6 protein-coding genes are annotated in these 12,970 nt (G+C 54.5%); 3 read left to right on the top strand and 3 right to left on the bottom strand.

Going from position 1 to position 12,970, the window contains the following annotated elements; translation table 11 throughout:
• Positions 1 to 9: 9 nt before the first annotated feature.
• Complete coding sequence (locus IVB54_RS01545; protein WP_247777041.1) at positions 10 to 1,272, bottom strand: metallophosphoesterase; 1,263 nt, start codon at positions 1,270 to 1,272, stop codon at positions 10 to 12.
• Between the two features lie 808 nt (positions 1,273 to 2,080).
• Here IVB54_RS01545 and IVB54_RS01540 point away from each other — a divergent pair.
• Genes IVB54_RS01540 through IVB54_RS01530 form a run of 3 tightly spaced genes read left to right on the top strand, consistent with a single transcriptional unit; the run spans position 2,081 to position 7,486 of the window.
• Complete coding sequence (locus IVB54_RS01540) at positions 2,081 to 3,103, top strand: serine protease (RefSeq protein WP_247777040.1); 1,023 nt, start codon at positions 2,081 to 2,083, stop codon at positions 3,101 to 3,103.
• Between the two features lies 1 nt (position 3,104).
• Positions 3,105 to 4,340 carry a hypothetical protein gene (locus tag IVB54_RS01535; protein ID WP_247777039.1) on the top strand — a complete coding sequence of 412 codons (1,236 nt, stop codon included), beginning with the start codon at positions 3,105 to 3,107 and terminating at the stop codon, positions 4,338 to 4,340.
• A complete protein-coding gene (locus IVB54_RS01530) occupies positions 4,340 to 7,486 on the top strand; it encodes an ATP-binding protein (RefSeq protein ID WP_247777038.1) in 3,147 nt (1,048 codons plus the stop codon). Before IVB54_RS01535 ends, IVB54_RS01530 begins: the two co-directional genes overlap by 1 nt.
• 245 nt (positions 7,487 to 7,731) lie before the next feature.
• Here IVB54_RS01530 and IVB54_RS01525 read toward each other — a convergent pair whose 3' ends face one another.
• Positions 7,732 to 9,609, bottom strand: a complete 1,878-nt coding sequence (locus IVB54_RS01525) for a DUF1998 domain-containing protein (protein ID WP_256465317.1) — start codon at positions 9,607 to 9,609, stop codon at positions 7,732 to 7,734.
• Positions 9,599 to 12,967: a helicase-related protein gene (locus IVB54_RS01520; RefSeq protein WP_247777036.1), complete on the bottom strand. Its 3,369-nt coding sequence runs from the start codon at positions 12,965 to 12,967 to the stop codon at positions 9,599 to 9,601. Before IVB54_RS01520 ends, IVB54_RS01525 begins: the two co-directional genes overlap by 11 nt.
• Positions 12,968 to 12,970 lie beyond the last annotated feature (3 nt).

Here is a 12,970-nt window from a genome sequence, read left to right as displayed (position 1 = left end):
ATCGTCAGGTCACAACGGTCCTTTGAATACCTCGGTGCCGTCAGGCAGATGCACGCGCTCGATCAAATTGGGTCCGTCGAAATCGAGTGTAAGATAGCCGTGCGGTCCGAACTTTTCCTCCTCGCCTTTCACCAGCGGATTGGGTCCGTCGAGTGCCAGCGACGATGGAGCGTCCGCGCTTGCCGACAGGCGCTTCCAGGCGACCCCGTTTAGGCGCCGGTCAGCGGCGGCATCCAATACTCCCGTCTTGCGAGGCGCCGGGATACCACCGTGGCCTATGCACCGACCGAGCAGGCCGAACCTCGGATGCTTGTCGTAGATAATGCAATCGTGCTCATGGCCCCAGTACCAGGCCGTGATCACCTTCTTCTGAAACAGGTCGGCGAGCGCCGCCTGCAGCTCGGGTCCCTGTTTGTCGAGCCGGGAAAAAGGCTGATGGTGCGAGAACAGGATCACCTTCCGCGGCCCACCCTTTTGCACGACCGACTTAACCCACGCGACCTGCTGGTGGTCGAGGGCATGATCGGTATGGGCGGTGTCTAGTCCGACTAGCAACCAATGCTTATTCTGCAGAGCGAAGTAGCTCGACTGTTGTTTGAACTTCGGCAGGATATCCTCAAAATAGGCGAAACCGCCGGAATACATTTCGTGATTGCCGTTAAGAGCGCGGCTCACCTTGCCGGCGCTCGTGGGCCAAGCCTCCAGAAAGCGCTGCTGTGCCTCCGTCTTTGTGCCGGAATAGTAGATGTCGCCGAGATGCAGCAGAAGTTCGTAGCCGCCGGTTCGCTTGATCGAAGCAGCGGAGACCGGTGCTCCATAGAGGTTGGTGCCCCAGTCACCGAGTACAGCGACGCGGCCGGTGTCGGCGAGGGTTCCAATATTGTTATCGGGAGGCCTCACGATTGGATGCCATTGGGTCTGGTCGATATGGTCGAACATGCTGCGGATCCAGCCCCAGACGTCGCCGCCTGTGACACCATCCCCGAACTGCGCTTCGAGCCCGCCAGCCTGCAGCGGCGATCCGGCGTCGCCCCCTTCAGCAATTCTACTCTGAAGAAGCGATGCGTCGCGATCCTGCACGGTGATCAGCACACCGGCGCTGGTTTTCGCAGTCTCGGCCTGCAGTTTTTCGAGGATGCGATTGTAGCGGTCCGCGTGCTGCACCGCATCGTGATGGGAATGAAGACCCGACGATTCTACGCCGGCCGCGCTCAGCAGGGTCCGCAGCGTGACTACCCTGGTGACCTCAGTTTTGGATAGGGCACCTGCCACAATGTCCTCCACTGTCTAGCGCACGGCCCCGGCACGCGCCGTCTAGACCGCACAGCAATCATAGGCCGGGTTAGTGGAAAATAAAAGTGCAGCCTTAGGTCGCGGGACGTTATGGCGTATAATGCCCACGTTGGGCACTCAGTCCGCGTAGGATGCAGCGGCAGTCTAGCGTGGGTGGTTACAAAACAGGTCGCCATGGTGGCGCGTGGCCATTGGAATCGTGTCGGCGATTTAACTAGAAAGTTGAATGGTTGCACGGCCGGTACCATTGCCTCACCAGTAATGCGACCTGACGGGCCGCAACACGATTGCTGGCCGCACGGCAAACGTTATTCGTTTTAAATCTTGCCGCAACGAAGAGTCGGGCGACCCGTTAAAGCCGATCAAGATGAGACGCAAAGCAATGCGAAGGTGGGGTGCAGAGAAGAGTATCCCGTCGCAATTGTGAAATGCCTCACACTCGAGCAGCAGTGATGGAGTAAACTGGCCTCATAGTGAAATAGCTCCAAGCAAACGCGCACAATTCTTTTAGAATGAACATTTTGATTTCGAGCAATAAGGTCTTCCTGGAACCGCGAGACGCGGCTCCAAGTCCGAACTAGCAGAACGCTGCGATATGCTCATGAACAACGCTCGACTGAGTCAACTACCGGCGAGACGAAACTGTCCTCGCTTATGCAAAACGTAGGACGATGAAACCTTCCTTCCTTCAGGTTAGCGGGGAGGATTTGACTCTTACAATCCTAGGGCGCATCATCTTCATATTGGGAATGCCGTATATATTGGGAATGCCGAGAGGAATTTTGGCATGTACCTAAACGATGCTCAAAAAGCAGATCTTAGATCGGCAATTTTGGCCGCATATCCTGGAGTAGCCGGTCTAAACAAGGCCATTATCGCACTTGCCGACGCGGGAATTGATGCGTCGCGGTACGCTACGCTCTTTTCTGACATGGAAGGCATTTTGTTCTCGCTCATCGAACAGGAGAACGAAAGAGGCCAAGTCGCGAGCGTGCTTGGCGCCGTGCGGCGTGCAGCTCCGGAGAACAAGCGGCTATCCGCTTTAGAGGTGACCCTTCTAAAGACGGTGTCCGCCGAGGAGGTACCACAGCTGGAGGCCATGGTTATGGCTCAGCTGAACTACGCGCCCGCTAACGCATGGCTTACTGAGTTGGCAAAGGCTTTTCATTGGGTCGGCAGAATAGAGGGGGCCGAGAGCGGTGCAAGCTTAGGAACGGGCTTTCTGGTAGGCGACGATCTACTTTTTACGAACTACCACGTCCTCTATGGTACCGCTCCTCCAGGTCTTTCCGAACCCGCCCGAATTCGCGCCAGGTTTGATCTGATAGGCGGCTCCGCGGGAAGACCGGCTGACCTGGCTGATGATTGGTTGCTTGTGGAGAGTCCTCCGGGGGGACGAGAGTGGGGTGGGGCCGGAGATCCAAGTTCTGAGCAGCTCGATTTCGTCCTGTTGAGGTTGAGAGAACCCGTCGGCCGCGATCGCATTTTGAACCAGTTACGGGGACATGCCCCTCTCGCTTCCAGCACATCGGCCGCTTCTCAGTTTTCCCCTCTCATCGTTCTTCAGCATCCAGCCGGAGCCAATCTCCAGGTTTGCCTCGGCGCGTTTGATCGTCCCAACGAATCTCGCACCCGGCTATTCCATACTGCAACGACGCAACATGGCTCATCTGGCTCGCCATGTTTGTCAATGGATCTTAAAGTAGTGGGCTTGCACAACGGTGGATTTGCGGGACGAAATTCTGCAATTCCGCTGCAACTCATATTGTCCAACGTTAAACAGCGTATCCCGGGTTTGATTGAGTGCTAAGATGGCGACCTTTACGCGCGAATTTCTTGCCGGTTTAGTGAGCGTCATTGAAGACGCGTACCCTCAACTGCAAGGTCAGCAGCAAATAGTCTTTTTGCTCGCAAAGGTCGATATTGAATTTGCCAGCCACGCCACACCATCCAGCAATTTTAAAACGACGCTGTTGAGCACCTTGATTGATCAGAATGAACAGCCGAAAGGTCTTGAGCCGTTCTTTAACGCTCTCTTGGCCGAGAACCGCTCGAAAGTGGTTTCGTATTTAAATACACCTGAAAAACACTGCCAACCTCGCGAATCAAGCAAATTCATTGCGGTTCCGCGCGTAAGCGCGCAATCGGAGGTAAGAGAGATCCTCAAGGCCAGGCGTCCGCAGCTTGAAATCATTTCGCAGCGCCTTCACCGAGTGCGCGCGTACAAAGACATACATGATACGCTGCACGAAATACAAAAAGAATGTCACGAGTTGATGGCTCTCGAGTTTGTACGAAAGTCAGAACTCAGCTTCGAGCCATTGCAGGATTACTATGTCACCTATTGCGTATACTGGGACCAATTAAAGGACATCGCCCAAGCCGCCTGTATAGAAAAGGGCGAGTTTGCCTGGATAGAACGGCGTATGTCACTCGTCGCTCAGGAATGGGAAGCGGGTCTAAAAGAACGAAACTTAAGAAGGATCGAAAAAGCTGAAATGCAGCTGAGAGGCGCTTTGGGGAATCTAAGTCAAGTCAACACGCTGCTGCATCGGTCAGCCGCAGACATGCTTCCGGATCTTATCAAACTGCTCGATGCCGTAACCGTCGCTGTAATGGAGATCGCACCGGCCACGGAGCTGGAACTTCGGCAAGGATTGTCCCGGCTTCACCAGTTGAGTCAGAAGTTCGATCCACTTGTGGAGAAACATCACCGCTGGCAGGAGGTGGACAATGAGATGCGACGCATCGCAGAATTCTTACCAGACGTGGTCGATGAATTGTTAGCTTCCTGGCCTCTCTTGGAAGAATTAATAAAGCTACTGGCAGAACCCGCCGAGAAGTGGTGCCAACCTCTGCTGACCTTGCACGACAGCCTGGGAAGAGCGTTAGATCAGCCAGACAGTGACGCAATCGGGAAGAGCTTTCGACGTTATCGGAAGTTAGCTGGCGACATCTTCTTTGGGGTGGACAAGCGATTGAAAGCCCAATGCGAGCAGCTTCCAACGTTGGCAACTGAATTGACCCGATTGTGGGATCATTCGTGATGTTGACCACTGAAACGCCTCATCAGCTCGCGGCCGAAGCCACCGATACCACTCCATTTCGATCCTTTGCCGAAGCTCATCACCAGCATCTCTCGCTGCTAAGAGAAAAATCGAGCACTAAACAGGATCACGTTGAACTCGTCCGCCGCGCCCAAGAGCTGACAACGAGATTGCAGATGACGGGCAGAGTTGTCTGGGATGACAGAGAGCGGGGCATTCTTGAGGGTCTACTGGATTATTGGTTGAGCTTCCTTGATCGGGCGGGAGCGCCCGGAGGCGAGTCTCAAATTGACAACTTCGATCTCGATGCGGCGCCCGAACTGCCCGACGAGACGTGTCCATATTTGGGCCTACAAGCATTCCAGGTTGCTGACAGGAAGCTCTTCTTTGGGAGAGAACTGCTGGTCGCGGAAATTGCAAGCAGATTGGGGCGCGACAGGTTTGTGGCCATCGTAGGGGCGTCTGGCAGCGGCAAGTCCTCAATCGTGCGCGCCGGTCTATTGCCCGCCTTGAACGCGATAAATGGGTGGCGAACGCTGGATCCAATGGTCCCCGGGACCGACCCCTTGAGTTCTCTTGCTGACGCCCTCGGCTATTCTGACAAGACCGCATTCGCAGAGAACTGTAGGCGCAACAGCGCATACCTTAGCGAGGCGCTAAGCAGGACTGGAGGCAAGTCATCGGTTTTGATCATCGATCAATTCGAAGAGCTCTTCACTTTGTGCCTGCGCCAGGACGATCAAGCATCTTTTCTGAGGAATATCCTTGCCGCGGTTACTGACAACTCCAATCACCGCGTCGTAGTCGCTATCAGAGAAGATTACACTGACTTCATGGTTCGAGACGCCGAGTTTTACAAGCGGTTTGAGATGGGCCAAGTTCGGCTGGGCCCTCTAGGAGCCGAAGCTCTAAATCAAGTTATACGGGAGCCCGCTGAGTTGGTCGGCCTTCGGTTCGAGGATGGGATCGTTGAAGACTTAGTCGGCCAAGTCCTTGGTGATCCAGCCGCTCTTCCGCTGCTGCAATTCACGCTGTTCGAGCTTTGGAACAAGCGTTCACGAAATGTCATCACGTGGAAGGCTTACAAGGGGCTTGGCCGGGTAAGAGACGCGCTGGGACGTCGCGCAGACGAGATCTTCGATTCGATGCTTTTGCAAGACCAAGATGCTACGAAGCAATTATTCGTTCGTCTGGCGCGCTTCAGCGAAACAATGGAGGTCACGAGCCGACGAGTAGGAATATTGGAGCTAGAGACGATCTACCCGGGTCGCATGCAGGCAGTGGTCCAGAAATTTGTACAGGCTCGCCTATTGAAAAAGGACGAGAGAGATACTGGCATAACGGTAGAGGTTGCTCATGAAGCTCTAATTCGAAACTGGCCGCGGCTCGTAGGCTGGCTTGAAGACGCCCGCGCAGCTACGAGGCAATATATTAGACTGTCTGACGCAGCGGCTTATTGGCAATCCCTCAAGAGAGATCCAACGGCCCTTTTGCGCGGACCTCGTCTCAAGGAGGCACAAGAGTTTGCACAAACGCATGCAGGCTTGTCCGATCTGGATAGAGCTTTCTTGAATGCGAGTAGTGAATCCGAACGTTCATCCGAGAGCCGACGGAAGTTACTTAAGCTCGCCCGAGCGGGCCTTGGGGTCGTAGTTACAGCGCTAGTCCTCGCAGTAATAGCGCTCAGCTACAAACAGCTCATGTTCGCCCGTCACGCGCACAACGAGGCGGTTCAAAAAGACATAAGAAACTACCCCCACAGTATACTATTGCTGCTTTCTTCGATGCACAAACCAGAAAGCTTACTACTGCCTGTTATAGCGATGGATCCGCGCAAAGATTTGGTTGACCTACTTTCTCGGTCGCCAATTTACGGGGAGACGCTAACGGCGGCAGGTCTTAGCAAGGACGGAACTAAACTTGTAATGCTCTCGTCAGAGGGCACCCGAGTGAGCACTCTAGATCTCCACAGGCCAGGAGGATATCTTCGAAAGGAAGCGAGCTATTCGAGAGTAGCTGTGGAGTTTGTGGGCGAACTTCCCCCGGTGGGCCAGCCGCAAGATGCCGGATTTATCAGCGTTGGTTTTGTAGCAGGCCTGGGACCTGTCGTGTATCGCGGCGGCTCGCTCACCTACTGGTCAAATGACCACAGGCCGACGTCAACTTCGATACTTGAGCATCTCCCAGATGAGATAAAGACCAAAGCCGGCCAACAGATGCTTTGGGTCGAGTTCGTCGACGACCGCGTCAAGGTGACTATTCCTGCATTTCGACAGGTTAACCCCGAGTACACAATAGTCCTTCTTGGAGCCGAACATCTCGTCTCTCAAGATATGAAATCACCGCCGCACGTGACCAAGATCCAACTAAAGGGTGATCGCGTCAGCCCGGTGTTCTCTCACGACGGCCGGTACGCTTACCTTGAACGTGATGAGCAATATCGATTGCAATCAGTGGTCGCGGGATCGTTTGATAACTCATCGTCAGCGCCCGTCCATGTACAATTGCAGTCGGACGTGGCAAACAGCTTTGTACCGTCGATAGGATTCACAAGAAATGCTGCTCAAATAGTCGTTCGGTTAACCCCAGAATCCATAGCCGTTGCCGACGCCGGAGCGGGCGTTGGTCAGACCGCGGGCGTTCGTCAGACCTATCAACTCCCCGCAGAGCTTCGGTCCTTTGCTCCCAGCCTCACACCATTTTTGCGTCCGCCTCTTGCAGCGGTCAAGCTCAAGGAAACCCTGTTGCTTGCTTGGCCTGATCAAGCCGAAACGCCTCGCATCCAGCTGACTGAAGCTGCGAACACTAATTTGAGTGCTAGAGGCTCTTTGTTGTCAGGACTTGAAGGCGTCACCCATCTCTCCTTTGACGACACTGGCAGATATCTTACAGCGTTGCAGAATCGATGGGGAGAGAGAGCTCGTGTCCGCGTATGGGATCTGAAACGTGCTGAGGTGATTAAAGCTCTGAGTTATGATGAACTTCAAGATGAGGCTTGTCGCACAGCCGCCTCGCAGGGCGCCTACAGTGCCTTCTTTCGGTCCGACGAGCTAGAAAGAGGGGTCCGTGGAGGAAACTTCCAACCCTGCGCAGCGAGGTTGCAGCGGCGCTTGCTGACCGTCACAGGCTCTCAACCGGAGCGCTGAAGAGGCAGTCCAGATGCGCGCAGTGGAATTGTCGCATCTGCCGCGCTTACCAAATGGAAGCGCTCGCCAACGACTGTGGAAGAAGTCGACTATCCACCTTCGCAGATGCGTTGTTACGGAACACATTAGCCAGTGGCCTACCTTCCTTGAATCAACATGTCCCTGCCTTCCGCAAGGCGAGAACGGATCGCGATGATGATCCTGAGCTTCCCGGGGTCGGGCAGATCGAACGCAAACTGGTACGATCAGAGTGTTGTGGATTTTCTCCTTTGGAAGAGATCGTTATAGAAGCCGAGCGATAGCTCGCCCGGTCTGCCCAGAATTGTTGCTCTGTCAAGGAGGCGATTTCCCTCCTCGCACGAGGTTTCCGGTAGCAAGCCGCATCCGTGGCAGCAGGCGAGATTTGCGTTATCGGTTCCCTGGCCGACACTTTCGACACAGACGGGGTCAGACGAACACCAGCCGGAGCTTCGGATGGCCTGCCGTATACTGGGCTCCAAATTGCCCGGCTCCCCGGCGCGGGCTAACCCTCCGAGCGTTCCTTCTGAATCTCCAGCAGCGGTATAGATGAGAACTCCCTGCATGGGCTCCGCGTTGTCGTCGCGATCACAGTAGATGCGCTCCCGAAGCGATGCACTTCCATATCCGCAATCGTAACTAAGCTGCCTGATCAGAAGATGGGCGAAGGTATGTATAAGAACAAACTTGGCGGAGACGCTGACATGGGGAAGTCCCCGACGGCGAAGTCCCGCGTTATATTTCTCCTCAAGACCACCCACTCGCACGGATATCTTTGAGTTCTCGATCCATTGCAGGATTGCGTCCTTTCGAAACTCCAGAAAAATGCCCTCTCCCCTGACAATCATGGCAGGCAGCCATCGAAGGTGACGGCCCAGGGCTAACGGCTGCAGATCGCCCCCGACGCCCTCCGCCCCAGGCGGCAGAAGGCGCGAGAATCCAGATAGAGCTCTGGTCTCCCGAAGCTTTCTCACAATACAGATTCTCTCAAGAAACGGAGCGAGCCAGTCCTGATAGCTAGCAATTGGGAATTCCTCGACGAAGAGATCTGTGCCCTCCCCACCTCTCTTGGCTTGAAACGCGCGATACTCCGCACGTCGGTATTCCTCTTCGCTGGCTTCCACTTCATCTTTTGAGCCGTCAAGCTTGCGTTGCGCAACCGCTTTCAACTCTGTTTCGCTCAAGCCCCTGAGCAGAGCCACGGCCTTTATTCGCTCACTCGATATAAAGCGCCCCTCATCTAACCCGTTACTCAAAAGGTCCCAGATTCTTGGATCCTCAAGCGCCTTTACAATGCGAGGATCCGTCTTTTCGCCCCAGAGCGGCAAATAGATCGAGCTGAATGTATTGGCGAAGTAGACATTTGATCCACCTCGCTGGACTGCGCGGAGGAAACCGTTGCAACTCTGCCCTCGGCCATCAGTGATTCCCAGCCACGGCTGATCGCCACGGCAGTCGTATCCAATGCTATGGAGGGCGCCGCCTGTTTCAGGATCGTAGTTGAAGGCCCCCCCAAGGTTTTCGCTCCTTCCGCAGGAACACTCGATCGTCACACCGGACAAAGCAGCCGAACGACCGGCCTTGAAACGAAGAATGTGACGCTCCGGATCGCTGACCCTCTGATCGCGATGGACCCATTCCATGAATGGAAAATCTTCGATGTGCCCCTTCGGACAAACAGCGACGAATCGGACAGGAACGACACGCGGCAATTTACGCTCCGGGAGTCCTGAATGCCTGGGATCTCTGCAATGAAAAACGCCGCCACCTAGGAGATTGCGCTTGACCATTGTTCCGCAGCCATGTGCCGGGCAAAAATGCCAACGAGGAAATCTTACGTAGGGGACCTGCTGCCGAACATATCGGTTATCGACATCTTCTACCCGATAATCGGGCGGCAACCTGAAATGTGAAACACCGAGTCTTTGCTGCAACCGCTCCTCGACGATCTTCCACTCCGGTGGGCACGGTTCACTCGCGAATGGCCACGCATCGAGGCCGGCCGTCATAAGCGCCTCATCGCGGGGAAAGTCGACCATTGCTCCCACTCCAAACGGCGAGATCAACTGAGCTCTCCTTACCGGGCGAAATCCTTCACTCGGCATTTTCGCTCTCTCCAATGTCGGCAGCGAGATTCGGGAACACGCTGATCGTCGCCGCCTGACAGTTCGCATCAACATTTCTCATTGATGACGGCGTCTGGTATGCGCGATCGTCCCAGCTCTCACTCGGATGGGATCCACTGGGGTACATGAACGGGACGCTCTCCGTCGATGAATTGAATCCCCCATATCGCTCTGGTGGCAACTTTCGCCATTCACCAAAAATGCGATCGAGAAGAGCGTCGACACGAACAACTTCCGCAGGCTCAACTCGGGAAACGCGATCCCGTATTTCGGCACGTATCCTGTTTTCGAGCACGCTTGACGGTACTTCGGGAAAGCTGCGCTGTTGATCGCTCCCCCAGTAACGAGCAAGTATGACTACCAGTGCATGCAACGCACGCTCGGTGACTGGAACAGCAAAAGGCGTAACGCTGGTCGGCTCTACGTAGCGATAGATACTTTGGTGAAAGGCACGGAAATGCTCAAAATGCGATCTATCCCGAGGCTTGGAAGGACTCAGCAGTGTTACGACCAACCCGGGCCCCTCACCAGATCTTCCGACGCGGCTGGACGCCTGAATATATTCGGATGTCGTTTTCGGCTGACCAACGATGGCCATGAGGCTTAGCCGCTGAACATCGAGCCCAACCTGTATCATATTCGTGGCAAGACAGACGTCTACCGGAAGTGCATCGTTCTGCTTGGGATATTTCGTAAACAGCCGCTCCATATATTCCGTAATTTCACTGTTCTGGACGCGGCTTGTGAGCTCCATGTCCACATTAATGAATCTTCGTCGTTTCCCTGCTTCCTCGTTCCATCGTGATTCAAAGCCCAATCGACGCCAAATCACACTCAGATATTCCGGTATGTCAGCCCGAAGAAGAGTTGCTGCATGTCCTAATTCCCGGATGCTGTTGAAATAAACCATCGCAGTCCAGTACGGATCTAAATCTGCCGGATGATAGCCCCCAAACGAAAGTGGCGCCTGCAGAAGGGTCGAAAGCACCCTTACTTCGGTAGTCGTCTGAGACGGCAGTCCCGAAGCGAAAACCCCCACGTAAGTGCGGCCAACGCGTTTGGACTGCTCCTCGGCGAAAAACGAATTTCCGGCAACCAAGCCTTGTGGCGGAAAAAGCGAACTATGGCGCCCACCGTAGAGCGCCTTAATCTGCTCGGCAGATCGTGAGATCGTCGCGGTTGATGCAACAATCTTTGCCGGAATTATTTGGCCGTCCCGGGTTCGCCTCGATAGCGCTTCTATCGCTGTTTCGTAATGACCCACCATGGAGCCAAGCGGCCCTGAAATCAGGTGCAACTCATCCTGGATAATGAGATCAGGCGGATCAACCTTTTTGTCTCCCAAGCCGAATATGGCCCTGGCAGCCGGGTTCCACGGCAACAGCGCGAATTTGTCGACGGTCGCGACCAAGAGAGTCGGCGGCTCCTTGTAAATGTGCTCGTCTACAATCTGCAACGGAAGGCCATCGCCTGATCTAAAGTCGCAATCTCCGTCCTCACATACAAGGCGAACACGATTGGGATTCGTGAGCTTGCGATAGCCCTTTGCCCGAAACACAGTGCCGTCCCTGACCGGTCCCATCTGTGCCCCGCACCAGGGACATGAAAGGATGAGAAAGGGGTTCTCCTTGTCTCCGCGGAGTATCTTTGAGAGGTCTGCTTGCGCCTGATTTTCAGAATTTGGTGTAACGCTGCCGCCGACCCAAAGACCTATCGTTATTGGTGCAACACCTAAACTAGCCGGTGCTTCCCTTCTTAGTTTCTCGCAGGCACAAATCAACGATGCTGCTCGCTGATATTGCTGGGTTGTAAGAAGGCGCAGAGTGTAGCGCATCAAAGCCGTTGTACCCGTATTGTCCGGGTCAAGCAGCCTTCGCCAGAATATCGTAAACGCGCAGAGCCCCAGATAGGCTTCTGTTTTGCCGCCACCAGTCGGAAACCAGATCAGGTCAACGATTTTTCGCTCGTCAAGATCCTCATCCTTGTCAGCAACTATCGAACTGATCGACATCAAAACAAATGCGATTTGAAACGGCCTCCAGACACGATTTGCCGCTGTATAGTCCGGCTTCTCGAACGGGGCCTCAAGGCGCAGCCCCCCCGCCGCTCTCTGCCACTTTCGCTTTTTTTCGGTCGAGAGACTGTAATGAACCTGCTGCATCAACATTGCACTGTTCATCAATGAGAATGCTTTTCGCGCAAGCCGATTGTCTTTAAGGATCTCGATCCCGCGCCGTATGCGCCTGAGACATATTGTGCAGTTTTCAAGATTGGCTTCGGCCGCGGCCTTGAGATGTGCTGGAACGCTTCCTGGCTTTAGGGCTTCAGTTTTCTGTCCTTTGATCCAGCTTTCGTAATTGTCCGCCAAACTGGAACAAAGTTTGATTGGTTCCTCGCCGGCTTCGTCACTGAGACGAAGCATATTCATTTCGAGCCCGACTATTTCAGCAGGGAGAATTGGCGGGATATCATAAACGGGTAACGCGCTTGAGCTTACCGCGCTACATTTTTGGCCTGCACTCTCCCATTCCGCAGCACACCCATGGCCGACGGCAAATACCTTTTTATGCCGGTAAAGCAGTTCTAGACCGAGCTCTTCCGAGGTTTCCAGGCCGTCTGCGCTCTTCTCGGGATACTCCAGGAAACAGGGAGAACGATCGTCGCTTCTCACCTCAATTGAACATTGAAAGAAGCACTCCTCATCGGGAGTACGCTCCTTTCCCGGAGTCCGGTTTATCAAGGTAAATGTAACAAATCGGCTTCGCTCGCCCCGAACTTCAATTTCCCTGGTCGACCTGGAATAGATATGAAGTGCCAGCTTCGAAACTGAACTTCCTGTCTCAATGTCACGCTCAATAACGCACGACTTTTCATTGAGCAGTTCGCTGCAATTTATTGCAATGCTTTTGTCTATTGGTCGACGAAACCAGTATGGCGTCGACACCCACTCGCCTTTCCTATTTCTGTAGCCCTCTTCCGGAAACACCACTTTGTCGTATCTGGCAGCTTTGATCAATATTTCGAGATTGGCGGGCAGGTCAATCAGAGCTGTCAGGCCCAGCGCGCTCGGGAGAAATTCATTGGCTCTGTTGAGTTCGCGGTCGGTCTCCGTCTGACCATCGCCTCTCTCATCCGCCCGCGTGTCTGTCTCGCCAGTTACACCTTCCGGCGCGCTAGCGGCATCTCCCTCGTCAACGACGGAGCCAGCCTCAACGGCTTCCAGATCATCTTCCTGATCATCCAACGGGCGGGCTGACGGAAAAAGAATGCCAGCACCGTAACGGAGGCGTGGTGGATCCTGAGGAGCGAGCACTTCCTCACCGTTTAACTGTGTCATTGG

Source organism: Bradyrhizobium sp. CW1 (genome assembly GCF_023100665.1).
Classification (GTDB): domain Bacteria; phylum Pseudomonadota; class Alphaproteobacteria; order Rhizobiales; family Xanthobacteraceae; genus Bradyrhizobium; species Bradyrhizobium canariense_D.
The sequence above is the reverse complement of the archived record's forward strand: the minus strand, read 5'-3'. Positions and strand labels throughout refer to the sequence as shown.

Bases quoted from the DNA above. Each gene is read 5' to 3' on its own strand.
- IVB54_RS01540 (WP_247777040.1), top strand. From the start codon at position 2,081: ATGTACCTAAACGATGCTCAAAAAGCAGATCTTAGATCGGCAATTTTG.
- IVB54_RS01535 (WP_247777039.1), top strand. From the start codon at position 3,105: ATGGCGACCTTTACGCGCGAATTTCTTGCCGGTTTAGTGAGCGTCATT.
- IVB54_RS01530 (WP_247777038.1), top strand. From the start codon at position 4,340: ATGTTGACCACTGAAACGCCTCATCAGCTCGCGGCCGAAGCCACCGAT.
- IVB54_RS01525 (WP_256465317.1), bottom strand. From the start codon at position 9,609: ATGCCGAGTGAAGGATTTCGCCCGGTAAGGAGAGCTCAGTTGATCTCG.
- IVB54_RS01520 (WP_247777036.1), bottom strand. From the start codon at position 12,967: ATGACACAGTTAAACGGTGAGGAAGTGCTCGCTCCTCAGGATCCACCA.